The following is a 24,158-nucleotide window of genomic DNA, read 5'->3' as shown; positions in this document are numbered from 1 at the left end:
CCCTTCAAGCCGCGGTGGTGTAGTCCGCCGAATCGGGGCGCCTGGCTAGAAAGTCGTTCAGCGCCTCGGCGGGTATGCGGCGCAGTCGGCCGATCTTCACGGAGGAGATCTCGCCGGAGGAGACGTACTCGTACAGCTTGGTGCGGCCGATGCCGATCCGCCGTGCGGCTTCGGCGACGGTGAGTCCGACGAGGGTGGCATCGCCGTGGGAGGCGTCGCGCTGGTTCATCAGAGCGCGCAGCTCAGTCTCGGAGACGCCGAGGAGCTGGGCGATCTGGGTGATGGGCAGGGCGTTTTCGGGCAAGGAGAAGTCCGTTTCCTGGCAGACGATGGGGCGGCAACCCCGGCCTGGCCGGTTGATCTCGGGATGTGTGCGGTGGTTCCGTGCCTGGGGGTTTGCGGGGCCCAGGTCGGGCTGCGGAGGCGCTACGCGTCGGGAGCGGAGTCCGCGTGCTCAGGGTCGGATTGCGTGCCGGGCGGGGGCCCGTAGATCTCCGCGTTCATCTTCATGAGGCTTTCGGCGATGGCGTTGGAGACCATCGCTTCCGCCTCTTCGCGGATGTCGGGGTGTTCAGCGATGTAGGCGTCGAAGTCGTCACGAGCGCGGGTGAACACGTGCTGGGCGCGCTGGGTCTCCTGGTGGGCGGCGACGACCTTGTCGATGAGTTCCATGGCGCGGCCCTTCGCAGCGAGCTGCGGAGGGCCGGCCAGGTTTCGGAGGTCGACGCCGAAGATCTCGGCGAACCCGATCGCCTCATCGAGATTGATGCGTCGCTTGCGGTTCTCGATTCGCCAGACCGCGGACGGGTTCATTTCGAAGCCGGCCTCGTTCAGGCGGTCGGACAGAGCGGTCGTGCTCCAGCCGCGCCGCTCGCGTTCGAGCTTGATCCGTACAGCGGCGTTCTCCTCGCCGCTGAGCAAGATCCCCTCGGGGGTCTCGTCGTCTGCCATCCACCCCCTCCTTCCTGTCGCAGGGCACCCCTGCGATATGCAGGGAATCAAAACTGTACCACAAGCTCTGCGCTTGGCAGGGGATTAATGCGATACGCATAGACAGTGATCATCGACACGCTCTGCTCTAGGCAGAGATGCATTGCGTTTCGCATATCGTGTGGCATCCTGGTAGTCCTGCCCAGACACCGACCGGAGACCCGACACACAGAAAACCCCTCGGCGCGACACCGAGGGGTTCAAAGCGCAAACCTCTGAAACCGCCATCCCTAGCGATCAACCTGCCTGGCCGGGATTGCCGTCCCATATGGCCCGCAGGAGAGGAGCTTCATGCCACAGGGTACGCCCCTGACCCCGCAGCCGCCATCCCCCACCGTCTCCGCTGACGCCGAGCCGCCGACGGACATGCTCCACGCCCCGTTCAACATCGACGCCGAGCGCGCGGTCTTGGGCGCCTGCATGCACAGCGCCGACGTGATCGACACTGTGCGGCCCGTACTCGGCGACGCCGCCTTCTACCGGCCCGCGCACGAGACCATCTGGCGTGCACTGCTCACCCTGCACCGCGAGGGAAGGCCGACCGATCCGATCGTGCTGGCCGAGCTGCTCCATCAGCAGGGGGACCTGCAGCGTGTCGGTAGCGCCAGCTACCTGCACCAGCTCGCCGGCGCCCTCTACGGCACCGGCAGCGCGGAGCACCATGCGGAGATCATCCGCGAGAAGGCGGAGCTGCGCCGCCTGCTCGCCTCCGCCGTGCGGACCGTCCAGCGCGCCCAGGAACCGGGCGCCGACCCCGAGGCGATACGCAGCGAGGTCGAGGCGGAGATGCGGGCCGAGCGCGAGCGCGCACTCGCCTCGGGTCAGGGACGTCTGAACCGCTTCGCCACCGACGGGTGGTCCTTCGTCACGGAGACCGGCGCAGACGCCGAACCCCTGTGGGGAACCCGCGAGAAGACCGTCTGGGCTCCTGGTGAGAGCCTGATGATCGTCGGCGCTCCTGGGGTCGGCAAGACGACCCTGGCCCATCAGGTGGTCTTCGCCCGCCTGGGCCTGTCGGAGACGGTCCTGGAGATGCCGGTCGCGCCCAGCAGGCGGGTGCTCTACCTGGCCATGGACCGCCCGAAGCAGATCGCCAAGGCCATGGCACGTCGGGTCTTCGACGCCGACGAGAAGATCCTGCGCGAGGGGCTCGTCGTCTGGCAGGGCCCGCTGCCCGCCAGCCTGGACAAGGAGCCCGACCTCCTCGCGGATCTCGCCGCTGCCCACCGGGCCGACACGATCGTGATCGACAGCCTCAAGGACGCGGTGAGCACGATGGTCGACGACAGCCTCGCGGTCGCCTTCCACAACGCCCGCAACCGCGCCCTGCGAGAGGGCGTGGAGATCCTGGAGCTGCACCACCAGCGCAAGGCCACCGCCGACGCCCCGCGTGGCCAGCGCCCCGGCCTGGACCAGGTCTACGGCTCCACCTGGTACGTCTCCGGCGCGGGCAGCGTCCTGTTCGTCACCGGCAAGGCCGGTGACCCCGCCGTCACCCTGCACCACCTCAAGACCCCCACCGGGGAGATCGGCCCTTTGGATGTCACCCACGATCACGTGCGCGGCACCACCACGGTCGACCCCAGCAAGGACCCCGCCGTCCTGCTCCGCAACGCCCCGGGCGGGCTGACCGCCCGCGAGCTGGCAGCCGTCCTGATCGGCGGGGGCGACCCCGACCGCGCCGACGTGGAAAAGGCACGACGCCACCTGGCTCGCCTGGTCGACAGCGGCCTGGCCACCAGGGCCGACGGCGTCGCCGGAGGAGCCGGAGGCGGACAGCAGACCCGCTACTACGCCTCCGCACGCCACCTCACCGCCGTCGGCTGAACCCCCTCTCGGCCCGCGCGAAGCGATCACGCGACCGTACACGCGGCCCTCACGCGGACACCGGGCCGTGAACCGCTCACAGCGCACACGCTGACCGCAAAACCGCAGGTCAAGCGATCACGCGAGCGTCCACGCCGTACACGCGCCCAAGCGATCACGCGCGGGGCCCCCTTTAGAAGGGGGCCCGCGTGAACGCCCCCTCCGTGAACGCCCCTCACTCGCACGCCACAAGCCTCACCGCACCACCCTGGAGCCCGCCCTTGCACTCCCCTGCCCCGAGCCCCCCGGCAGCCATACGCGGCAGCCGCGCCGGCATCGCCCTGCTCCCGCCCGCCACGGCCACCGTGCACTCACACCCGCTAGGGGTCGTCGCGTGAACCGCCTGGGACGCATCACCCTCGTCGTCGGCCTGTTGGCCGTCGTCCTCATGGCCTTCCGGGTCTCGTGGAACGCGCTGTCCGACGTGGCCCGCGCCATCGGCGCCGACTCCACCGCCGCCCTGCTCTACCCGATCGTTGTCGATGGGCTGATGGCCCTCGCACTGATCGCGACACTCGTGCTGACCGGTACCGACCGGACGTTCGCGCTGCGGGTCCTGGCGACCTACACGATCGCCAGCCTCCTGCTGAACTACGTGCACGGCCTCATTCCGGCCCTGCACACCACGTCGATCCAGTGGGGCCGACTGGCCGACTGGGCCCCTGCGAACTGGGCTCTCGTGCTGCTGGCGACCTCACTCCCTGTCGGGTCGATCTACTTCGGGTCGGACCTCGTGGCGAAGGTGCTACACCACAACCCAGAGTCGGCCGACTCTGCCAAAGCAGCCTGTGCCGAGTCGGGGAGTCAGCAAGCTGACGAGCAGGCCGCATGGTCGAGGTCTGACCAGGCCGCATCGGCCCCCGAGCAGCTGACCGAGTCGACCTCCGCGAAGGTCGCCGAGGCGCCCGTGACGAGGCCCACTGTGGCCGACGGGTCGGTTCCCGCTCCCCGACCGCCACAGCCGGCCGCTGCGGCGGAGTCGACCGGAGCCGCCCCACGTCGGGCGACCGGTCGGGTCCCCGCCACCGCCAAGTCGACCGCCGATCGCACCCGCACCGACGCCGAAGTCCTCGACGAGGCCCGACTCCTGACCGCCGGCTGGAGCGACGACCGGCTGAGCGCCGAGCGTCTGCGCAGCGAACTACGGATCGGCCAGAAACGCGCCCGCGCCCTGCGCGACCAACTGCAGGCCGAGCGCACCAGCCAGGCCGAGCCTCTCGACGGACTCGACGAAGCCACCTCGCAGCGGCAGAGGGAGCTCAACGCAGCCCCCGTCGGCACCGCCTGACCCGCCGCAAACGCACCGATCGCCTCACCCCTCCGGATCCCCCGTGCCCCGCGCAGAACAACACAGGGCACGGGGGTCGAGCAGAGCGAAGCACACGGCACCAGCACCCCAACGGAGAACCAATCCATGCACGACCCGCACCACGAAACCCCCGACGCCCAGCAGGCGATAACCACCACCCCAGCCCCAGACAGCACAGCAAGTTGGAGGTTCGGACACTCCCCCGCAGGGGGAGCGCCCGAATCCGACCCCGCCCCGGGGGTGGCGGGGCCCGCACGGCACCAGGGGGCGCCGGACGGGGAGGCTGCGACCGAGTGCGGATCGCAGCCAGGAAAGGCCGGCCGTACACGACGGACCAAGATCAAGGGGAAGGCGCGTCCGCGCGCGAAGAAGCAGCGTCCTGCACAGAGCGTCCGCCTCAGCGATCACGAGCACGCCATCATCCAGGCCGGCGCCGATGCCGTCGGCATGAGTGTGGCCGGCTTCCTCGCCCACTCCGCGCTGGCCGCCGCCCGCGACCAGTCCCGCACCGCCGTCACCATCGCCACCGAACGCGATGTGCTCACGGAGCTGTTCGCCATGCGCCGGCAGCTCGGCTGGGCCGGCAGCAACCTCAACCAGGTGGCCAAGGCGCTCAACTCCGGCGGCGAAGTGCCCTATCTCAAGGAGGTGCTCGCCGACGTCCACCGCGCGGCCAATGCTGCGAAGAAGGCCGTCGACCGGGTCGCCAACCGTCAGGGTCAGGAGGGTGAGGCGGCTTGATCCCCAGCATCCACCGGCAGGGCAGCAGCACCCTCGGCCTGCTCCACTACCTCTACGGCAAGGGCACCCACGAGGAGCACGTCGACCCCCACCTGGTCGCCTCCTTCGACCACCTGGCCCCCGACCCTGGCCGCGACCCCTCGGCCACGAAGAAGGACCTCGCTCACCTCCTCGACCAGCCCCTCCACCTGCTCGACGCAGACCAGCGACCCGAGCAGCACGTGTGGCACTGCTCGGTGCGCGCCGCCCCCGACGACCCGATCCTGACCGACGACCAGTGGGCCGACATCGCCCGCCGGATCGTCGCGGTCACCGGCATCGACCCCGGCGACGGCGCCGGCTGCCGCTGGGCCGCCGTCCGCCACGCCGACGACCACATCCACATCATCGCCACCCTCGTCCGCGAAGACGGCCGCCGCCCCGACCACCACCGCTCCGGCAAACGCGCCCAGGCCGAAGCCCGCCTCATCGAAGCCGACTACGACCTCCATCGTGTTGCCCCCGGCGACGGCACTGCGGCGAAGCGCACCACCAGCGCCGAGCGGCACAAGGCCGATCGCCTGGGCTGGGATCGCGCTGCGCGCGAGGAGCTGCGCGAGACCGTTCGCCGAGCGGTGGCCGGTGCCGCCTCCACGGACGAGTTCCTGGAACGCCTGAAGGACGCCGGGCTTCTCGTACGCACCAAAGTGCTGCCCTCTGGCGACCTGAAGGGCTACACGGTCGCCTTGCCCGGTGACCGCAACGGGGAGAAGGAGCCGATCTTCTACGCCGGTTCCACGCTCGCCCCCGACCTGTCCCTGCCCCGCATCCAGGCGCGCTTCACCACCGACTCCGCCTCACCGGAGACCACCGACAGCCAGCGGCCGGAACGCCCCACCGCGCCCTCGGCACCCGCCGTGGCACGGCGCACCACCGCTCACGCGGCCTGGGCAGCACTGCTCGTCCTCGACCGCAGCGGCGACGATGGCGCGGCTGCCGCCCAGATTTCCGCCACCTGCGAGGTCCTCGACGCTCTCGCCAAGACCTCGGCACCGCACACCCGTGTCGAACTACGCCGGGCGGCATGGGAGTTCGAGCGGGCCTCCCGCTCCCATACCCGAGCCGAGTTCCGCCACGCGCAGGACCTGCGCCGGGCGGCCCGCGACCTGGTCTACAGCGGGCCCGCGTTCGGCCGGGGCGAGGACGGGGCTGGCACCGCGCTGGTCCTGGACACTCTGGTCTTCCTCGCCATCGCCACCGCCCACTGGCACGCCCAGCGTCAGCACGCCCAGCAGGCCGAGGCCGCCCGCCGGGCCGCCGAGCACCTGCGGGCCGCCTACGAGCAGGCAGCCGCCGAACCCCTCATGGTGCTGCGCGAGCGTGGCCGCCGTATCGCCCCGTCCATGCGCCACCACCACGCCACCACCGTGCGCGCCACGCTGCCCGAAGTCGCCGATACTGTCCTGGCCGAGCCCGGCTGGGACGCCTTGGCCGCCACCCTCGCCGACGCCGCGCAGGCAGGCCACAACCCACAGGTTCTCCTCGCCGAGGCTGCCTCTCGCAGGGAACTGGGCACCGCCGACTCCATCAGCGACGTCCTGGTCTGGCGCATGCGCCGCATGGCCGGCCTTCCCGCCTACGCCCCAGCTCCGGAACTCACCCGAGCCAGCCGCCTCACTGACCGCCAGGCCATGGCGCGGCACCCCGCAACGCCTCCGGCATCGCGCGCACCGCGCCGCTGATGCCACCGGCTGCGCGATGCGTGACGGGCCCGACCGGTTCTCCCGGTCGGGCCCGTCACGCATTTGTGCCAACAGCCAGCAACAGCCCCGTTCAGAGGTGCTCGGCCTCGTGCAGTCGTATCCGCTCAACGATCAACTCCGAGTACTCGTACTGGGGATGAACGCCGCCGGACTTACGGTGCATCGCATGGCGGAGGTCGAGTACGAGAGCAGCGGCGTTCCCCTGGAGGACTACCAGCTCACCCGATCGGACCACCGAAAGCAGAAGCAGAGCGAAGCCTCCAGCAAGCGGAGCGAGGAGCAGGTCAAAGAGGCACGGGCAAGGGAGCAAGCCGACCCCGAGATCACCAGGCGCAAGCACGAGGCTTTCAGGCGGGCATGGGAGTTGATGCAGAAGTTCAAAACACCGGAGCACGAGATCATGCGGTGGCGAGTGCGGCTCTACTGCGGGCACATCGCTGAAACTCGCCGACACCGAGAGGTCGCCACACCCGCGACGCACGGGCCGTACTCGATGCAGTGCCCCGAATGCGGGAAGGACCCCTCGGTGATCGTGGCTTACGAGCCCATCGGCCTTGCTGCGGAGCCACCCTCACCTCCTCCCAAGACAGCTCCTCCGCCCCCGCCGCCGAAGAAGCCCACCCGCGCTCAACTCGAACGCCGCGTAGCCGCCTTGGAAGAGGAGAACTGGCGCCTTCGGTCTGCAGGGGCCACGGACGATCAAGTTTTCTGACCACCGGACCCGACCGCTCCACCATGGCGTCAAGCCCCACACCCGCGCTCAAAAAGCCCTGTCCGCCTTGTCGACGGCCTTCGCCAGGTGGGCATCGACCAGGACTGCGCTGCCAGAGACCACGACGACCACCGTGCCGGTACGGACAGCCGTCTGCTTGACCACGCTGCTGTGTCCGCCGGCGATGAAGGTGAGTAGTTGGCTCCACCTCTCCTCGCCCAGCTTAGGAGCGGGCAGCTTCTGCGTTGTGACCGTGACGGGGGTGGCGCCAACGAGCACCTGGTACGTGGGGCAGGAGGTCATCGCCTCGAAGATCCGGTCCACGCCCTTCGAGAGGTTGTCTTCGGTACCGCTATACAGCTCCTCGGCCACCTCGGAATCGCTGCCGCCCGCATTGGTGAAGGACGCCTTCGCCTTGCGGGGGAAGTCGAGGCTGCCGCCGACCGCAGCGGCGCCGTCGAGCTTGTCCAGGGCCGGGCAACCCGTCACGGTGACGTCATCGTGCTGGCTCGGCTGCTCCGCCTTGCGGGTATAGCCCTCCCCCAGGTCGCTCTCGTCCAAAAGCCGCTTGCTCAACGCGGCCGAGGACAACGGCCCCGCAGCTGGGGCGTTCCCGTTCTCCTGGTGTCGGGAGGCGGAGGCGGAAGACGTCGGGTCCGTGGCGCGAGTGCTGTCGTTGGAGCAGGCCGACAAGGCCAGGACGGACAGAGTGCCCAGGCAGAGAGCGGTCATGGTGGAAAAGCGCATGTGAAACCCCATTGTTGGCCCGGAATGAAAGGTCTGGCTAACCCGGCTCTCCGGGGCCGGCGATGTGTAGGGGAAGGGGAGAGGGGGTTTCGTGGGAGTCAGTGGCCAAGATGGCGCAGCCCGTCCTCAAGGGTGGGGTGCCAGTAGTCGGCCGGACCCGAGTGCCGGTTGTACCAAGCCGCGTCCAGTCCCAGCTCCCTCGCCGTATGACCGGCACGGCACCGCAGCCACACCGAGTCGTCGCGCATGCAGAGGACAACCCAGTTCCGGTACGCGCCGCACTCGGGACACTCACGTACCTCGCCGTCGATGACGAGCGGCTGGTACCAGGGCATCACGAACCCGACCACGTCCTGGCGGGACGGCGCCCTGAATTCCGGCGGAAGGAAATCGGAGTCCAGCGCAGCCCCTGTGGCGTCCTGGGCGGTAGCGGCGACCGAGCCGGATGCATCGGGCCAGGGCATTTCGGTGTGCATCTGCAGCAGCGCTTGGCCCGCACGCTGGACGTCACGGAACTCACGGTCGACACGAGCACGTCGCCGGAATATTCGGAACATATGGGTCTCCTTCCCTGCCAATCGGCAAGTTCGGGGAACGGTCCGTTCAGGGGAAAACGGCGCTCGACAAGGAGCAGCACAACAGCCACTCCTGGGCACGGGTCGTCAGCTGCGGCGGACGACCAGGAGCCGTCCCTCGGCGTCCTTGGGCAGGGTCCGGCGGGACACCAAGGCCGGCGAGGCCAGAGAGGAGGCAAAGGCGGCGACCAGATCATGGGGGACGCCGGCGCTGAAACTGGCGCACCACAGATACGGGGCGCAGAGAACGGGTTGCGCCCATGCCTGCCACCCCATCAAGTCAGGGCGCGGGTCCGCGTCCTGGACGAGCGGCGGCTGCAGTCCCAGGGAGACGGTGGCGGAGAACCCGGGGTCCATGGCGGTGGTGTGGGGGCTGTCCAGGTCACGGACCCAGCCTTGGGCACCGAGCGCGTTGAGGACCGTCTCGGGACCCTCGTCACCGTTGTCCGGTGTCTCGCGGGCGTCGATCGCCACGAGGAGGTCGGCGAGTGCCTCATACGGAATGCCGGCGGTGAAGTAGGCGTTCCACTCCGTCATAGCGGAGTCGGCGTGCGGGCGGGCGCTCAGTTGCCAGGCCACGGGCAACTCGCCCAGTTCGAACGGGTAGGCCGCGAGGATCCACTCGGCACCGCACAGCTCGTCCGGGCTCACGTACAACAAGGTGTTGCGGGAGGTGGGCCACATACGCCAGCCAAGGCCGGTCAGGGTGGACCCGATCTGCTCGGCGAGCGCGCTGTCGTCACCGGCCAAGTGGCGCGGGGTGACCCAGTACAACGGCTCCTGCGAGTCGGAGCGGAGGGGGTCGCTGGGGTGGCGCGGGTACAGGGGCGCCTCCGTGGGTTCCGGGGTAGGTGTTCTGGCGGAGCGTTGTACGTTCACATAGCTTGCGGCCGGGCACCAGTCCTTTCCGGGGCTTTCCTGTCTGCCGCTGGCGAACTGGAAAGAAGGGGGACACATTTACCCTCGTACCCGGGGGTGGATCACCCTCGCTCTGCCTGTGCACGGGAGGGTAAGACGGTATGACAACGAGCGAACAGACCGCGTTCGACTCCGCAGCGGCAGAGAGCATTCTGCGTAGGGCTTGCGTCCTGGTGGGGCTAGACCCCGACGGCGCAGAAATGCTGCGGCTCGGTGACCATGCGGTGTTCCGCATCGACGGCGGGCGGGTCGTCTCTCGCGTCGGTCGCCACGCAGATCGTCTCCCGTCCGTGCGTCGAGAGGTCGCTGTCGCGCAATGGCTCGCGGCGGAAGGCTACCCGTCAGCGCGACTCGTCACGGAAGCCGAACAGCCCGTCGTCGTCGAGGGGCACCCCGTGACCTTCTGGGAAGGACTAGCCGACGGCGAGAAGTACGCCAGCACGCGCGAGATGGGCGAGCTCCTGCGGCGGCTCCACGAACTGGAGCCGCCGTACTTCTCCCTACCCGACCTCCGCCCCTTCGACAAGGTTGAGCAGCGTCTGCGACGTGCTGTGATCCGTGCCGAGACCCGCACGTATCTGGCCGGTCTGGCCGAGAAGCTGGCAGCCGAGTACGAGCAGTTGGAGTTCGCCCTTCCGCCGGGGCATCTGCACGGTGATTTCAACGTCGGCAATGTCCTGCACGACACCGAAGGACACCCGAAGGTCATCGACCTGGACGGCTTCGCGGCTGGCCCCCGCGAGTGGGACCTCATGCAGACGGCCATGTACTACGACAGCTTCGGCTGGCACACGGAAGCCGAGTATGCCGACTTCGCAGAGGGCTACGGCTTCGACGTCCGGCAGTGGTCCGGGTACACCGTGCTCCGGAGCGTCCGCGAACTGCTGATGGTCACCTGGCTCGCGCAGAACGCCGGCACGAATCCGCGCGCCGCTGAAGAAGTAGAGAAGCGTGTGGAGACGCTGCGGTCGGGTGGCTCACGGCGGGATTGGGCACCGTTCTAAGCGGCTTCAGCTTGCTGCCAGAGACGGAAGGCCCGGGCTTGTTCCGCGAAGCCGCGGAACTCCGCGGCCCGTCTCATCCGGTTCGTGACGCGCCCTTGGAACTCCCGCACGTACTGCACGCAGCGCGCCGACTTCAGCCCCTCACCGAGACTCAGAGCGCCCACGGCGATCTCGAAACCGCGGCCGATCTCACCTTGGTTGAGGTACGCCTCGGCCTGCACCATCGTCGCGAAGAAGTCGCTTCGGTTGTTCAGGCCGTCACCGAAGATCGAGACCCCACCCCGCTGCGCAGCTTCGACGGAACGGCCCAGGTCGCGGAAGCAGTGGCCGATCTCTGCCGCCAGTTCCACCTCGTCGAAGTACGCGATGTACGACGGGTCGCTGTCGGCTGTCCTCTGACTGAGCTTGCGTTCCGCCTCCGCCAGGGCCAGGTCACAGCCTCGCTCGTCGCCAAGGCGAGCCAGCCCTCGCGCCTCCATCGCACGGAACTGCGCGGCCATCGTCGGCCCCAGGCTCGCGGCCGGCCCCATGTAGGCGGCGCGGGCGAGGGTAACTGCGTCCTGGTACCGCCCCATGAACGTGGCCTGATGGCTCATCGCCGAGAGGACGCTTCCGCCCAGGAGCCTGTCGCCAGCCGTCTGCGTCATTCGCAGGGCTTGGATGAAGTATCGCTGGGCGATGCCGTGCAGGCCGCTGTCGTACGACATCCATCCGGCGAGCAAGAGCGCTTCGGCCACAGCCGAGTGCAGCTGCTTGCCCACGGCATCGGAGTACTGCCCGTCGAGCATGGGCCTGACATCCGTGTGCAGGTACTGGATGAGCGCGCGTCGGGCGTGGCCGCCGCCGAACTTCCCGTCAAGTGTGCTGAACACGTCGGCGGTGGTGCGCACCATTTCCACGTCCACGGCGCCGATCGCCTGGCCACCGGTACGCGTCGGCGCTGCGTCCGGCGGGGCGACGAGCCAACGCAGAGTGGCGGTATTCCAGGCCGCGGAGTCCGGCTGCGCTCGGACCAGTGGCTCGGCCTCGGCAAGATCTGCGCGCCACAGGTCGGCCACGGTCTTGGCCGTAGCCTCGGGGTGGTCCGCGAAGTCGAGCCCGAGGTCCGGCTGTAAGGCGGATATCGCCGCGTTGCCCATCCCGATGTCATCGATGGTGAGGCGGCGTCCCAGCTTGGCCCCGACGGCGTCGGCGATGAACTGCGGCATGTTCCCGCGAGGTATCGAGCCCTTGAGCCACCGGGTCACGTACGTGTGATCGCAGGTGACCTCTCCCCCTGATCGAGCCGCTGCGACGACTACCGCGCGAGCGAGCGACTTGTGAGAGAAGTCCGCTTCCTGCATGAGCGCGACCAGCCTGGAGTTCCCGTCTGCCATCGCACCCCCAGAAAACGGCCGTAGTCCCAGCTTGACGCACGGTCACTCTACGCAGGTCAGCCCCAGGGTGCAGGAGGTTCGCACGCAGGAGTGCACGAGTGCACCCCCAAGTACACGCTCCCGAAGTCGCCTTCGCACGACGAGAGTTGCATTTGTCGCCGCAGGGCAGGTCGGCGATTCCGGGTCGAATTCCATGGGTTGACGGCACGGAAAGTATTCACGCATATCCTCCAATGCCATACGGGCCTTTGGTGGAGTGCGCCCAAAACCAGCCCACCAGCCATTCCTTCTAGGCTCCTTGGAAAGGTGGTCCCGTGATATCAGCTCACCACCTCATCGTGATCGGTTTCGATGAGATCGTCGCCAACAAGTACCTTCCGTGTATTCGCGACGCCATCAAGTCCGGCCACATCGACTCCTATTCCATCATCGATCTGGAGTCGCAGCGGACGGAAATCGACCGACGCATACACGCAGCGAGCGTGAAGCCGCGAGGAGTCGTTTACCTGCCGGATTCCGGCGACCGAGTGCGGGAGACGCCGCAGGAAGTCATCGCGGCTGCTGTTCAGCGCCTGCGAGTACCCGGCGTACCGACGAAGGTGTACATCGCCACGGAGGTGCGGGCTCACGAGGCATACCTGCGATTCTGCGTGGAGAACCACATCAACTCGCTGGTCGAGAAGCCCGTACTGGCCCCCATCGTCGACGGTCGGTTCAAGCCGTCGTACATCACAAAGACCATGGAGGAACTCATCGGTGTTGCCGCCGACTCCCCCGCGGAGCACTCGGTAATGACGCTGAGCCGGTACCACCAGATCTACAACCAGAAGGTCGTTGCCTCACTGAGGGAGCGGATGGAGCGGTGGGAAGCACCCCTGACTTCCTTCCATCTGCGGGCCGCCGGCGGTGTGTGGAACCTCCAGCGTGAGTTCGAGAGCCGCGACGATCACCCGTACAAGTACGGCTACGGGATGATGATGCACGGCGCGTACCACTACGTGGATCTCGCGACCCAAATCCTGTACCTCAACGCGGAGCTTTTTCCCGAGCGCCGACTCCGGTTGGAGGTCAGCGCCTTCGGTGCCTTCCCCGTCGACCAGCACCAGCGCCTCTCCCAGCCGATCGCCCGCAGGTTCCAGGACGCCGGCGCGCGGTGGTCAACGGACTCGGACGAGGGCTTCCGTTTCGGCGAGACCGATGTGACCTCCACCTTCCGCCTCGTGGACGCCGCGACGGGGAGGACCGTCTCGCTCGGGACCTTGTCCTTCGAGCAGACCACCCCGTCCATCCGCGACTGGGCCGAGCTGCCGGACGGTCTCTACAACGTCAACGGCCGCACGTCGAGTGTCGACCTGGAGGCCCAGCTGTCGACGCTGTTCTCAACCCACGTCCACTGCTACGACATCCCCCGCGGGGTCAGCGCGGACGGGATCGACGCGTTCGCCCGCGTGACCACACGCGCCAACGCTGCGCTGCTGCACGACGAGCAGTACGTGTCGGAGGAGTCGTTCGACGGGCTGTTCCACAGCGACAGCAACCGCCAGCTCATGGAGCACTGGCTGCGCGGCTCCGAGCAGCGCAGCTCCCTTGCGAGCCACCTGCGGCCCATGCAGGTCACCGAGGCCCTCGCCTCGTCTGTGCTCGCTCCTGGGCGCCTGGTCACGGTGCCTTTTTAGGCGCCGGCTGCTCCAAACCGCCTAGGCCACAGAGGAGTTACTCATGAACGAGCTGGTTTCGAAGGCATCCGTGCGTGCCTTCTACGACGAGGCGATCCAGCAGGGCCGGAACACCGCGGAGAACCTCCAGGCCGCCACCTCGGAGCGTTTCAACACCCTCTTGGAAGCCGTCGGAGTCGAGACCCCACGTACCGCCCTGGATCTGGGGTACGGGGCCGGCGCCTACGCCATCGCGTTAGCGCGCGCCGGATTCCACGTGACAGCGGTCGATCAGATCTCCACCGACGTTCTGCTTCGTCGCATCGACGGCGCGGGCGAGTGGGGCCGCCGGATCGACCCGCGCGAATGCCTCGCTGAGAACTACGCCATCGACGAGGACTTCGGGATCGTCGTCGCCAGGGACGTCCTGCATTACCTCGCGAGACCCGACGTCAAGTCCCTGCTCACGAACGCGGTCGCTCACGCACGCGGGGGCAACCGTCACTACCTCGAAGTCTTCACAGGAATCACTCGCAGAGCCGCAGACGGTCAGCTGCGGCGCATCGAGGGAGAGGCCAACTTCTCACCGGACTCCTTCCGGCAGTTCATCGAGCGGATCTACGACGGCTGGGACCTCACGCTGCTCTGGTCCGAGCACGCGGAGCAGGACCGCCGAACGGGACGCAGCTGCTTCGAGGCGACCAGGGCCACCGTCATCGCCGCCAACAACCGGGCAGCCTGATCAGAGACAGGGAGTACATCGTGAAGTCGAGCACGCCTGAGGGGATCAGCTTCATCATCCCCTGCTTCAATTCGGGGGGCTACCTGGTCGAGGCCGTGGAGTCCCTGATCCAGCAGCCCCACACGTTCCCGTACGAAGTCGTGATCGTGGATGACGGCTCCGACGACCAGCCCACGCTTCGTGCCATCGCGCAGTGCGCCGAGCGCGCCGAGGTCCGCGTCGTCCGTCAGGAGCGCAGCGGGCACCACGCCGCCAGGAACGCTGGCATCGACGCCGCGTCCTTCGAGTACGTGATGCAGCTCGACGCCGACGATCGGCTCGCCACGGACCCCGAGCTGCTGAAGACCGGCAGCTACCCGGACCGAGCCGTCAAGCTCCTCAAAACGCACCAGCACCTGGCCTTCGTCCACACCATGTCGCGGATGATCGGCGACTTCGACGGGCTCACCATCTCCTCCTACCCATGCCGCGAGGAACTGGTCCTGCGCAAGCACCACGTCCCCACGTCCATCGTCTACCGCCGGGACGACGCCATCCACGGCGGTCTCTACGACCCGCACGTACGGAAGTGGGGGGACTGGGCGTTCGCCGTGAACCTCCTCGCCGGGCGGTTCCGCAGGGGCGAGGCGAACCACATCGTGTGCATCGCCGACCCGCTGCACGAATACCGCGTCCATACGCGCACACGACGGGTCTCCAACACCGAGATCTCCGAGTTCGACATGACCCTGCTGGTGGTGGAGAAGAACCTCGACCTGTTCCGGCACCACTTCGACCGCGAAGACTCGGCTGAGGACATCGCGCGCCTCGTCCTCGCCTCGAAGCCGTCCCGGCTCGTCGACCTGATCCGGATGGCCGAGTTCGACCTCGAACAGGCCCTCGCGGTCGCCCGCCAGCGGCAGTTCTCCCTGTCGAGCCCCTTCGAGGCCCTCGGCATCCCGTAGCCGCACCGGCTCTGTGAAGGAAGCCCCGGACATGTGTCCGGGGCTTCCTCACTGGTCTGGCTACTAGGCAGGCGGCAGGTTGTTGATCTGGTTCTGCAGCCGGACGATGTCCTCTTCGGCCTTCGTCAGACGAGTACGGATCTTCTCGACCACGTTGTCCGGCGCCTTCGCCAGGAACGCCTCGTTGCCGAGCTTGGCCTCCGCCTGGGCCTTCTCCTTCTCCGCCGAAGCCAAGTCCTTGGCCAGCCGCTTGCGCTCGGCCGCGACGTCGATCGTGCCGGACAGGTCGAGGGCGACGGTGGCGCCGGCGACCGGGAGGGTTGCCGTGGCGCTGAAGCCGTCACCCTCCGGCTGGAGCCGGAGCAGCTGGCGGATGGCGGCCTCGTGGGCAGCGAGCTGCGTGCCCGACAGGTCCAGGCGAGCCGGGACCTTCTGACCGGGCTGCAGCCCCTGGTCCGACCGGAAGCGGCGAACCTCGGTGATCACCTGCTGGAGGCTCTCGATCTCCGCCTCGGCCGCAGCATCGCGGAACCCGCTGTCCGTGGGCCAGTCGGCGATCACGACAGACTCGCGGCCGGTGAGCGTGGTCCACAGCGTCTCCGTCACGAACGGGACGATCGGGTGGAGCAGCTTCAGCGTCACGTCCAGGACCTCGCCCAGGACGCGTGCCGAGACCTTGGCCGCGTCGCCGCCGGCCATGAACGTCGTCTTGGACAGCTCGACGTACCAGTCGAAGACCTCGTCCCACGCGAAGTGGTACAGGGCATCGGCGAGCTTCGCGAACTGGTAGTCGTCGTAGTACGCGTCCGCCTCGGCCACGACGGTGTTCAGCCGGGACAGGATCCAGCGGTCCGTGGCCGACAGCTGCTCTGCCAGGGGCAGCTCGCCCTCGATCGTGGCGCCGTTCATCAGCGCGAAGCGGGTCGCGTTCCAGATCTTGTTGGCGAAGTTCCGGGACGCCTGGACCCAGTCCTCGCCGATCGGCACGTCGGTGCCGGGGTTGGCGCCGCGCGCGAGCGTGAACCGCAGGGCGTCGGAGCCGTACTTGTCCATCCAGTCGAGCGGATTGACCGTGTTGCCGAACGACTTCGACATCTTCTTGCCGTGCTCGTCACGGACCATGCCGTGGAACGCGATGGTGTGGAAGGGGATCTCGCCGTCCATCGCGTACAGGCCGAACATCATCATCCGGGCGACCCAGAAGAACATCAGGTCGTAGCCGGTGACCATGGCCGAGTTCGGATAGAACTTGGCCAGGTCCGCGGTCTTCTCGGGCCAGCCCAGCGTGGAGAAGGGCCACAGGCCGGACGAGAACCAGGTGTCCAGGACGTCGGTGTCCTGCTCCCAGCCCTCCCCGCTCGGCGGCTGCTCGTCGGGGCCGACGCACACGGTCTCGCCGTTCGGTCCGTGCCAGACGGGGATGCGGTGCCCCCACCACAACTGCCGTGAGATGCACCAGTCGTTGAGGTTGTCGACCCAGTCGAAGTACCGCTGCGACAGGTCGGCGGGGTGAATGTCCACCCGGCCATCGCGGACCGCGTCACCCGCGGCCTTGGCGAGCGTCTCGACCTTCACCCACCACTGCAGAGACAGCCGCGGCTCAAGCGTCGTCTTGCAGCGCGAGCAATGGCCCACCGAGTGGACGTACGGACGCTTCTCGGCGACGATCCGGCCGTCGGCGCGCAGCGCGGCGACGATCGCCGAACGCGCCTCGAAGCGGTCGAGCCCCTCGAAGGGCCCGTGGACGGTGATGACACCGCGCTCGTCCATGACGGAGAGCGACTCCAGGCCGTGGCGCTGGCCGATCGCGAAGTCGTTGGGGTCGTGGGCCGGGGTCACCTTGACCGCGCCGGTGCCGAACTCGGGGTCGACGTGGGTGTCCGCGACGACGGGGATGGTGCGGTCCGTGAGCGGCAGCTTGGTGCGCGTGCCGACGAGGTGCTTGTAGCGCTCGTCGTCGGGGTGAACGGCCACGGCGGTGTCGCCGAGCATGGTCTCCGCACGCGTGGTCGCGACGACGATCGTGTCGTCCCCCTCGCCGTACTTCATGGAGACGAGCTCGCCGTCGTCGTCCTGGTAGTCGACCTCGATGTCCGAGATCGCCGTCAGGCAGCGCGGACACCAGTTGATGATGCGCTCGGCGCGGTAGATCAGACCGTCGTCGAACATCTTCTTGAAGACGGTCTGGACGGCACGGGACAGGCCCTCGTCCATGGTGAACCGGTCACGGCTCCACGCGACGCCGTTGCCCAGACGCCGCATCTGGCCGGCGATCTGACCACCGGACTCGGCCTTCCACTGCCAGACCCGCTCGACGAACGCCTCACGGCCCAGGTCGTGACGGGACTTGCCCTCCTTGGCCAGCTCCCGCTCCACGACGTTCTGGGTCGCGATACCGGCGTGGTCCATGCCGGGCTGCCACAGCGTCTCGTAGCCCTGCATGCGCTTGCGGCGGGTGAGGGCGTCGATCAGCGTGTGCTCGAAGGCGTGGCCCAGGTGGAGGGAGCCGGTGACGTTCGGCGGCGGGATGACGATCGTGTACGCGGGCTTGTCGCTCTTCGCGTCAGCCTCGAAGTAACCGCGCTCTACCCAGCGCTCGTACAGCGGCCCCTCTACCTCGGCCGGCGCATATTGGGTCGGCAGTTCGGGGGCGCTGTTCGGCCCGCTGTCGGGGCGCTGAGTGTTGTCGGTCACGACGGCCATTCTAGGGCCGTAGCACTCGTCGCCTCGCCTGACTATTGCGCGCACGCCACGGCATGGTCAGGACAGAAAAGTGGTCGCACGGAGGAAATTCAAGTGTGACCAAGAACACTCCCGTGCGACCGGTTCCTAGCCTACCCCTCCGCTCCGGCGGAACCGCAATTCCCCAGGCCGATCCGGAGGCCCGACAGCGTCGCTCTTCAGGGTGACTCGAATAATTGGGTCGTGGGAGGTGCCGCGTTGTCGGCACTCTGGCGCGATGCTGTTGAAGCTCACCGGGTCCAGTTGCTCGGGTAAGACGACCCTGGCCTACGCGGCGGCTGCCGGGATCGAGAAAATCACCGTGCACGACTTCGACGAGCTAGGTGTGCCAGAGGGCGCCGACCAGCACTGGCGCCACCGCATGACCGAGATGTGGGTGCGGCGGGCGTTGGAGTACCAAAACCGCGGCATCGATCTTCTGCTCACTGGCCAGTCCCCCTTGGGCGAAGTGCTGGCCGCACCCTCCGCCCCGTTGCTGGATGGCATCGCCGTGTGCCTGGTCGACGTCGCCGATCCGGTCCGGCGCACTCGCCTCGCCGAGCGCGACGCCGGACGGTGGGATTCCCAGACGGTCGACGCCTTCCTCGGATGGGCTGAATGGCACCGCAAGCACGCCGCCGACCCGTCTCACCGACCCGACGTCATCATTGACGACAGCTGGCCCGAGATGGTCTGGAGCCGCTGGACCAGGTGGAACGCCGGCGATGTCCGATGGGGTACTCAGCGGCTCGACACGACGGACCGACCGATCGCGGACTCCGTGGACCAGGTCGAACAGTGGATCACCGAGCAGCGCCACGCACTCCAGGCCAGTCAGCTTCCCCTGCGCCAGGGCTGGGCTTCATGATCTGCCCGAATGTTCGAGCACTGCGCGCTTCAGTTGGCCAGTAGCGTGCTCAGCAGCGTCCGCGGGCGCGCGACAACGAGCTGACCTGGGAGAAGGATCCGTGGCGGAGGAGAAGGACCTGGGCGAGGCGCAGCGCACGCACTGGCAGGACACGTACGCCGCTCATCCTGGGATGTACGGCGGGCAGCCTTCTACGCCCGCCGTACGCGCAGCCCGGGTGTTCCGCAACGCCGGGGCAAGGGATGTGCTGGAACTCGGTGCCGGCCACGGCCGCGACGCCCTCTTCCTCGCCCGTGAGGGCTTCACGGTGCAGGCCACCGACTTCAGCTCCACCGGCCTTGAGCAGATACACGCCGCCGCCCGGGCCCAAGGTGTCGCCGAGCGCGTGACGACCCTCGCGCACGACGTCCGTGCTCCGCTGCCCCTGCCAGACGCCTCGGTCGACGCGGTCTTCGCGCACATGCTGCTCTGCATGGCGCTGACCACCTCGGAGATCCACACGCTTGTCGGCGAGGTGCGCCGCGTCCTGCGACCAGGAGGAGTGTTCGTCTACACGGTGCGGCACACCGGCGACGCCCACTACGGCGCTGGCACTGCTCACGGCGACGACATCTGGGAGCACGGAGGCTTCGCCGTGCACTTCTTCCCCCGCGACCTGGTCAACGCGCTCGCCGAGGGGTGGGTCTTGGAAGAGGTCTTCCCCTTCGAAGAAGGAGACCTCCCCCGCCGCCTGTGGCGCATTACCCAGACGATCACCCGTTGAGCTCGACAACCCTTCTGTGTCGGCTCTTGGTTTCCCGGGAGCGACCGGGGAGACAATGACCTCGGTTGCCCGGCATTGTGTACGCCGTCGTGAGAGGTGTGTTGCTTGGTTTCGTCGCGCCCAAAGGCAGGCTCCGGTTCGCAGAACACCCAGCAGGCCGAAGACACGATCAACCGCATCCTGGCCAAGGCACCTGCTGAGCAGAGACGCCTCGCTGACGGCCGTAAGACGGAGGCCGTCCTGATTGGCATGGTCCGTGAGTGGGAGGAGATACGCGGCGGCAGTTTCGAGTGCCGCCTCAACCTCAGTCGGTGGACCCATCTCTCCGACGACTCATGGGTGATCGGCGACTTCCGCCCCCTTGGTCTGAGTACGGATCTCTGTGCCATCAGTGACCACGCCATGGCCCGTACCTTCGCCTCCGGCTACCGAGAATCGGTCGTCGGCAACGCACCGCCCGTGTCCTATTGGAGCACCGTCACCACACTGGAAGACGCCGTCCCCGTCATGTTGGCGGTCCTCGACCGCGAACTGATCGGTGCGGTCGGCTTCCTCGACTGGTACCTGCGGACTCCGTGCTGGTCCCCCTTGTGCCGACAGCACCCGGACGACGGCGATGCGTCCTTCTGCGGCTCGGCGAGCTGCGCCTTGGCCACGCCTGAAACGCCGTGCGATTGCGTCTGTGGCGGCGTGAATCATGGGATGGGCGTGGAGGCGCTCCAGGCTCTGCGTCCGGAAGCTCCCGACTGGTCGTCCGCGCCAGCGCCTGTGTGGCATCCCGGTGCTGGCACTGTGGAAGTCGACCGTGCGAATGGACGAGTCGCCGGGCGTGACCCCTTCGGCCGTCACGGCGCTCGCGTACGGCCTCCGTCATCGGCGTGGACCTCGCCGGCCGTCGGCGCTCCGCGCAGCCATTGAGACAGGAAAGGGCCATCCGTGACGCATGAACTGATCGCCATCTGCGGTGCATGCAAGCAAGCCATGGCTGACGGCGAGGGCAGTCTCTGGGTGGACATGTCGGAGGTCGAACAGGCGACGATCAACGAACGCGCCTGGGAACAGCTCGAAGCCGAGCAACACGAACACGGAGCCCTGATCTTCTCCGGCGAAAGCATCCGGTCGTACCCAGACCCCGCCCGCTGGCGCGTCCACCACTACTCGTGCGACCCGTCGCCCAACGCCAACTCGTACGCCATCGAGATCAACCGCTGCCGTAGTTGGGCCGATCTCGTCTGGTGGACGGCCCACCTCATGGGCAAGGCATGGCTCCCCCGCACCGACTGGGACGAGCTCCTCCAGGAAGCAGCCGAAGCCACTCAGACGCGGATCACACCCGCCATGCCTCCGACACTTCACCGGTGACTCGGCACAGCGCGGCCACGGCATTCCCCTCAACAACAAGAAGCCGGGAACTGCATTGAGCCTCGCTACGCTTCCTACTTGCCCACTAGGAGCATGAGATTGAAGGGGCGGGCGAAGAATGAGCGGGATTGCTTGGCCTGAAGACCCCAAGGCGTTCGAGAAGGGCATCGCTGTCCTGCTGAGCCGGATGCACCCCAACATTCAGCGGATCGACGGCGCCGGCGGCGATGGCGGCCGGGATGCCCAATTGACCGATCACGACGGACTACACGCCTTCGAGATGAAGTCCTTCACCGGCCGGATGACGGACGGACGCAGGAACCAGGTGGAGTCATCCCTCGCGCGGGCAGCCAGGCTCAGGCCCGTCACCTGGGACTTGGTTGTTCCCATCGATCCGACCCCCGGCGAGTTGCAGTGGTTCGACACACTGCGTGCGCAGTATCCGTTCGAGCTCGAGTGGCGTGGTGCCGCGTGGATCGAGGCGCGGTTGACCGAGCATCCGCAAGTCCGCAGGTTCTACTTCGCCAACGCCATGGCCGAGACGGAGGAGTTGTTGCGGCAGTTGGTCCCTGAGCGGGGGCCGATCGCCGATGTCGGGGAGGCCATGCAGCGGATGGGCCGCATGATCGAGCGGCTGGCTGAGCTGGAGCCGCACTACCAGTTCAGGATGACTGCGGGGCCGGGAGCGGACAGCATGGTGGAGATGCTTCCGGCCTATCCCGGCGCCGTACAGGACCGGCCAGCCGGCTTCTGGGTGGCCTTCGCGGATACCCCCGAGGCCCAGGAGACCGCACAGGCGTGGGAACGTGCCATCGCCTTCGGTGACGCGGTCGAGGTGCCCGGCGATCACATCGCAGACTTCCGGGTGAACGGGCCTGCTGTCTTGGGAATCCCCCATGGGCAGCCCGGCCCCGGGATGAGACTGAGGGTCGCAGCTCACGAGGTCCCTGCTGACCACACTGCGCATCTGGTGGTCACAGACGCGCACGGCCAACGCATGGCCGTACTCGGGCTGCGGATGACGGGGCTGCGCATGGGCACCCGCGGCAGCGTCCTGACCGGCACCGACGTCACCGGGTCGTATGAATGCCAACTGCGGATGGACCACAGCGCCGGCGCACTCCAGGTCAAGCTGAAGTACGAGGCCGTGGACCGGCTGCGGCCTGCCGCCAGACTGGAGGCTGTCCGGTTCGCTGCTGCACTGCTCCCCCACCACATGCTGGCCGTGATGCTCGCGGGCCAGCCACTCACCGAGTCTGTACCTGTACCGACACCGGAAGGAGTGGACCAGCGTACAGCGGATGCCCTGATCGAATTGCTGGAGCAGTTGGCTGCGATCGAGAAGATGGCCCTGACTACGTTCGAACTCCCAGTGGACATCCCGCGCGACGACAAGGCAGCCATCCGTACCGCCTACACGCTTCTCACTGGCCGTACTGCGGAAGTCGACGCCACCATGACCGCCACACTCACCGCCGACGACACTCCTCGGATCCGTGAGCTCGCAGACACCAATGGTCTTGTCCGAGGGACTGGGCTCGTGGACGACTACCGGGTCGAGATCCTCGGCCAGAGCATCCCAATTGGCCCTGTGACGATGGAGACACCGCCTTTGCAGGTCACGGGGGTCCGCCCGGGAGATGACGGACTTGAACTGTCTGTAAGGACCGCACCTCATCACGCCAACCAGCCCGTCCGCCTCACCCGCTACAACTCCGCCGATCAGCAGCCTGAAGGGTTTGACCCCATGGAGTAAGTACGTCTCATGCGGCTAGACGGCGATCATTCGCGCTGGGCGGCAGTGAGCCGCCCCACCGTGTTCCTTGGCAGTGTGCGACGGGGCACCAGGGCCGACGAGCCGAGTAGGGCGGCGACCAGGCCGTGGGGACACCGGCGCTGAAGGTCACGAGGTTCATCGAGTCGAGGCGCCGACACTCGCAGACGGTCAACTCACAAGTGCGCCCCCTGTACCCGGTGACGGGACCGGATCCAGGGGGGCTTTGGCAGACGAGGCCGGGGGCAGCCTGGAGTCAGACGGGCCGTCGCTCTGATTGATGGGCGACGTTCTCCCCCGTCATGCAGCCAGTGGCAGCGCCTCCTCTACCTGAGCAGGGGACGGGAGGAGGGGGAAGGCGCAGTCCTCAGGGCGACGGCCCAGCCGCTGCACAGTGACTGCCGCGAGCAGCGCCACACCCGGGCCGCTCACCGGCGAGCGTTCCATCCCCACGTAGAAGATCCCGTTCTCGTCAGGCTCGGCGTCCACGCGGTCGAGGCTGGCGGACAGGGCGGCGCAGTACCCCCACAGGTCCGCTCGCAGTCCGCTGGGAATGTCCGCACGGACCCAGACCAGTGGGTGCGGTGCTCCCTGGTCGTCGTAGCCGATCGTGACCGCGGCCCCCACACCATCGGGCAGTGGATACGCTTCCTCGGGGATGTCCTCGGCCGTGCCGTCGAGTGCGTCGGTGATCAGCGTACGCAGTGCGTCGATCACCTCCTCGTCGCTGAGCCAGCCGTGCAGCGGCTCGTAGGCGGAGCCTTCGTAGAGGTCTCGCACGTCCTCGATCTTCTTCGGGCGCACCTCGGGTGGTTCGACAGCGGGACAGTCCTCCGGGTCGACTTCCTCCAGGAAGGTTTCAGCGAAGGTCACTCCTTCCTCCGCGTTCACTGTGATGGCGGCCCAGCCGTGACTGATGTACTCGGAGAAGAGCAGCCGGATGCGGTGCTTCTTCTCCTCCACGGACAGTCCAGGGACCGTGACGACCACGATTTGGCCGCGGAGGGCGATGAGCCATGCCTGATGGTCGTCGATCAGCTCCTTCTCGGAGAACGTCGCGCCCAGAACGTCCCCCAGGACCTCGACCGGCAGAGCCCATGCGTCATGCGCCCGCAACGGGAACGCAGCCTGCGCTGACGCCGGGGTCAACGGGTGCGGCGCACCGGTACCGGACTGGCCCTCGCAGACTCGGGCGCTGTTCGTGGCTGGGCGATCTGAATTGAGTGCCATGGTGCTTCCTTTCGCCGGAAAATTGAACAAAGCCAGTCTTCGGGCGTAAGGCGCGCGGTGCTGCTTATAGTTGGAAATGCTCTTCTCGCGTGATCTGCACCTGCCAGGCTGAGAGCCCC

22 protein-coding genes are annotated in these 24,158 nt (G+C 67.7%); 14 read left to right on the top strand and 8 right to left on the bottom strand.

Translation table 11 applies throughout. From position 1 onward, the window contains the following. Window positions 1-4: 4 nt before the first annotated feature. Window positions 5-304, bottom strand: a complete 300-nt coding sequence (locus ACWDEW_RS12870; protein ID WP_329910105.1) for a helix-turn-helix domain-containing protein — start codon at window positions 302-304, stop codon at window positions 5-7. Between the two features lie 122 nt (window positions 305-426). Beyond that, window positions 427-951, bottom strand: a complete 525-nt coding sequence (locus ACWDEW_RS12865; protein ID WP_334456426.1) for a helix-turn-helix domain-containing protein — start codon at window positions 949-951, stop codon at window positions 427-429. Window positions 952-1,281: 330 nt separating this feature from the next. On the opposite strand from ACWDEW_RS12865, the gene ACWDEW_RS12860 reads away from it, so the two are divergent. The 5 genes from ACWDEW_RS12860 (at window position 1,282) to ACWDEW_RS12840 (ending at window position 7,360) form a co-directional block, all read left to right on the top strand. After that, window positions 1,282-2,817: a DnaB-like helicase N-terminal domain-containing protein gene (locus tag ACWDEW_RS12860; protein ID WP_450512268.1), complete on the top strand. Its 1,536-nt coding sequence runs from the start codon at window positions 1,282-1,284 to the stop codon at window positions 2,815-2,817. A 373-nt stretch (window positions 2,818-3,190) separates the two neighbouring features. Continuing rightward, the gene (locus ACWDEW_RS12855; RefSeq protein ID WP_450512266.1) at window positions 3,191-4,144 is read left to right on the top strand and encodes a DUF2637 domain-containing protein; all 954 of its coding nucleotides are present in this window, start codon (window positions 3,191-3,193) and stop codon (window positions 4,142-4,144) included. A gap of 126 nt (window positions 4,145-4,270) precedes the next feature. Then, on the top strand, window positions 4,271-4,906 hold the full coding sequence (locus ACWDEW_RS12850; RefSeq protein ID WP_450512265.1) for a plasmid mobilization protein: 636 nt from the start codon (window positions 4,271-4,273) through the stop codon (window positions 4,904-4,906). Beyond that, the gene (locus ACWDEW_RS12845) at window positions 4,903-6,627 is read left to right on the top strand and encodes a relaxase/mobilization nuclease domain-containing protein (protein ID WP_450512263.1); all 1,725 of its coding nucleotides are present in this window, start codon (window positions 4,903-4,905) and stop codon (window positions 6,625-6,627) included. The genes ACWDEW_RS12850 and ACWDEW_RS12845 overlap by 4 nt, the downstream gene beginning before the upstream one ends. Window positions 6,628-6,814: 187 nt before the next feature. Next, window positions 6,815-7,360 (top strand): hypothetical protein, encoded by a 546-nt coding sequence (locus ACWDEW_RS12840; RefSeq protein WP_450512261.1) that lies wholly within the window; start codon window positions 6,815-6,817, stop codon window positions 7,358-7,360. A 48-nt stretch (window positions 7,361-7,408) separates the two neighbouring features. On the opposite strand, the gene ACWDEW_RS12835 is transcribed toward ACWDEW_RS12840, so the two are convergent. The 3 genes from ACWDEW_RS12835 to ACWDEW_RS12825 form a co-directional block, all read right to left on the bottom strand. Further along, on the bottom strand, window positions 7,409-8,107 hold the full coding sequence (locus ACWDEW_RS12835; RefSeq protein WP_450512259.1) for a hypothetical protein: 699 nt from the start codon (window positions 8,105-8,107) through the stop codon (window positions 7,409-7,411). A 98-nt stretch (window positions 8,108-8,205) separates the two neighbouring features. After that, window positions 8,206-8,664 carry a hypothetical protein gene (locus ACWDEW_RS12830; RefSeq protein ID WP_450512257.1) on the bottom strand — a complete coding sequence of 153 codons (459 nt, stop codon included), beginning with the start codon at window positions 8,662-8,664 and terminating at the stop codon, window positions 8,206-8,208. A gap of 105 nt (window positions 8,665-8,769) precedes the next feature. Continuing rightward, window positions 8,770-9,456, bottom strand: coding sequence for a DUF317 domain-containing protein (locus ACWDEW_RS12825; protein ID WP_450512440.1), 687 nt, complete (start codon window positions 9,454-9,456; stop codon window positions 8,770-8,772). A gap of 245 nt (window positions 9,457-9,701) precedes the next feature. Between ACWDEW_RS12825 and ACWDEW_RS12820 the strand changes: the two genes are divergently transcribed. Continuing rightward, window positions 9,702-10,604 (top strand): phosphotransferase enzyme family protein, encoded by a 903-nt coding sequence (locus ACWDEW_RS12820; protein WP_450512255.1) that lies wholly within the window; start codon window positions 9,702-9,704, stop codon window positions 10,602-10,604. On the opposite strand, the gene ACWDEW_RS12815 is transcribed toward ACWDEW_RS12820, so the two are convergent. Next, window positions 10,601-11,812, bottom strand: coding sequence for a hypothetical protein (locus ACWDEW_RS12815; RefSeq protein WP_450512253.1), 1,212 nt, complete (start codon window positions 11,810-11,812; stop codon window positions 10,601-10,603). The genes ACWDEW_RS12820 and ACWDEW_RS12815 overlap by 4 nt on opposite strands. A 482-nt stretch (window positions 11,813-12,294) precedes the next feature. On the opposite strand from ACWDEW_RS12815, the gene ACWDEW_RS12810 reads away from it, so the two are divergent. Genes ACWDEW_RS12810 through ACWDEW_RS12800 form a run of 3 tightly spaced genes read left to right on the top strand, consistent with a single transcriptional unit; the run spans window position 12,295 to window position 15,321 of the window. Beyond that, on the top strand, window positions 12,295-13,656 hold the full coding sequence (locus tag ACWDEW_RS12810) for a hypothetical protein (protein ID WP_450512251.1): 1,362 nt from the start codon (window positions 12,295-12,297) through the stop codon (window positions 13,654-13,656). A gap of 43 nt (window positions 13,657-13,699) precedes the next feature. Next, the gene (locus ACWDEW_RS12805; RefSeq protein ID WP_450512249.1) at window positions 13,700-14,377 is read left to right on the top strand and encodes a class I SAM-dependent methyltransferase; all 678 of its coding nucleotides are present in this window, start codon (window positions 13,700-13,702) and stop codon (window positions 14,375-14,377) included. Window positions 14,378-14,397: 20 nt separating this feature from the next. Continuing rightward, window positions 14,398-15,321 carry a glycosyltransferase family 2 protein gene (locus ACWDEW_RS12800; protein ID WP_450512248.1) on the top strand — a complete coding sequence of 308 codons (924 nt, stop codon included), beginning with the start codon at window positions 14,398-14,400 and terminating at the stop codon, window positions 15,319-15,321. A 63-nt stretch (window positions 15,322-15,384) separates the two neighbouring features. Here ACWDEW_RS12800 and ACWDEW_RS12795 read toward each other — a convergent pair whose 3' ends face one another. Beyond that, complete coding sequence (locus ACWDEW_RS12795) at window positions 15,385-18,015, bottom strand: valine--tRNA ligase (RefSeq protein ID WP_450512246.1); 2,631 nt, start codon at window positions 18,013-18,015, stop codon at window positions 15,385-15,387. A 265-nt stretch (window positions 18,016-18,280) separates the two neighbouring features. Between ACWDEW_RS12795 and ACWDEW_RS12790 the strand changes: the two genes are divergently transcribed. The 5 genes from ACWDEW_RS12790 to ACWDEW_RS12770 all read left to right on the top strand — a co-directional run bounded on the left by ACWDEW_RS12790 (window position 18,281) and on the right by ACWDEW_RS12770 (window position 22,791). After that, window positions 18,281-18,910: a hypothetical protein gene (locus tag ACWDEW_RS12790; protein WP_450512244.1), complete on the top strand. Its 630-nt coding sequence runs from the start codon at window positions 18,281-18,283 to the stop codon at window positions 18,908-18,910. A 100-nt stretch (window positions 18,911-19,010) separates the two neighbouring features. Then, window positions 19,011-19,673 (top strand): class I SAM-dependent methyltransferase, encoded by a 663-nt coding sequence (locus tag ACWDEW_RS12785; protein WP_450512242.1) that lies wholly within the window; start codon window positions 19,011-19,013, stop codon window positions 19,671-19,673. A 105-nt stretch (window positions 19,674-19,778) separates the two neighbouring features. Beyond that, complete coding sequence (locus ACWDEW_RS12780) at window positions 19,779-20,591, top strand: hypothetical protein (RefSeq protein ID WP_450512241.1); 813 nt, start codon at window positions 19,779-19,781, stop codon at window positions 20,589-20,591. Window positions 20,592-20,654: 63 nt separating this feature from the next. Then, window positions 20,655-21,035 carry a hypothetical protein gene (locus ACWDEW_RS12775; protein WP_450512239.1) on the top strand — a complete coding sequence of 127 codons (381 nt, stop codon included), beginning with the start codon at window positions 20,655-20,657 and terminating at the stop codon, window positions 21,033-21,035. A gap of 118 nt (window positions 21,036-21,153) precedes the next feature. Then, window positions 21,154-22,791 (top strand): hypothetical protein, encoded by a 1,638-nt coding sequence (locus tag ACWDEW_RS12770; protein WP_450512237.1) that lies wholly within the window; start codon window positions 21,154-21,156, stop codon window positions 22,789-22,791. 318 nt (window positions 22,792-23,109) lie between these two features. Here the strand turns inward: ACWDEW_RS12770 and ACWDEW_RS12765 are convergent, their stop codons facing one another. Then, on the bottom strand, window positions 23,110-23,925 hold the full coding sequence (locus tag ACWDEW_RS12765) for a hypothetical protein (protein WP_450512236.1): 816 nt from the start codon (window positions 23,923-23,925) through the stop codon (window positions 23,110-23,112). Between the last annotated feature and the right edge of the window lie 233 nt (window positions 23,926-24,158).

Source organism: Streptomyces sp. NPDC001100 (assembly GCF_053598575.1).
The sequence above is the reverse complement of the archived record's forward strand: the minus strand, read 5'-3'. Positions and strand labels throughout refer to the sequence as shown.

Coding starts and splice junctions, on each gene's coding strand:
- ACWDEW_RS12865 (WP_334456426.1), bottom strand. CDS start 951: ATGGCAGACGACGAGACCCCCGAGGGGATCTTGCTCAGCGGCGAGGAG.
- ACWDEW_RS12860 (WP_450512268.1), top strand. CDS start 1,282: ATGCCACAGGGTACGCCCCTGACCCCGCAGCCGCCATCCCCCACCGTC.
- ACWDEW_RS12850 (WP_450512265.1), top strand. CDS start 4,271: ATGCACGACCCGCACCACGAAACCCCCGACGCCCAGCAGGCGATAACC.
- ACWDEW_RS12840 (WP_450512261.1), top strand. CDS start 6,815: ATGGCGGAGGTCGAGTACGAGAGCAGCGGCGTTCCCCTGGAGGACTAC.
- ACWDEW_RS12835 (WP_450512259.1), bottom strand. CDS start 8,107: ATGCGCTTTTCCACCATGACCGCTCTCTGCCTGGGCACTCTGTCCGTC.
- ACWDEW_RS12830 (WP_450512257.1), bottom strand. CDS start 8,664: ATGTTCCGAATATTCCGGCGACGTGCTCGTGTCGACCGTGAGTTCCGT.
- ACWDEW_RS12820 (WP_450512255.1), top strand. CDS start 9,702: ATGACAACGAGCGAACAGACCGCGTTCGACTCCGCAGCGGCAGAGAGC.
- ACWDEW_RS12815 (WP_450512253.1), bottom strand. CDS start 11,812: ATGCCGCAGTTCATCGCCGACGCCGTCGGGGCCAAGCTGGGACGCCGC.
- ACWDEW_RS12805 (WP_450512249.1), top strand. CDS start 13,700: ATGAACGAGCTGGTTTCGAAGGCATCCGTGCGTGCCTTCTACGACGAG.
- ACWDEW_RS12790 (WP_450512244.1), top strand. CDS start 18,281: ATGCTGTTGAAGCTCACCGGGTCCAGTTGCTCGGGTAAGACGACCCTG.
- ACWDEW_RS12775 (WP_450512239.1), top strand. CDS start 20,655: ATGGCTGACGGCGAGGGCAGTCTCTGGGTGGACATGTCGGAGGTCGAA.
- ACWDEW_RS12770 (WP_450512237.1), top strand. CDS start 21,154: ATGAGCGGGATTGCTTGGCCTGAAGACCCCAAGGCGTTCGAGAAGGGC.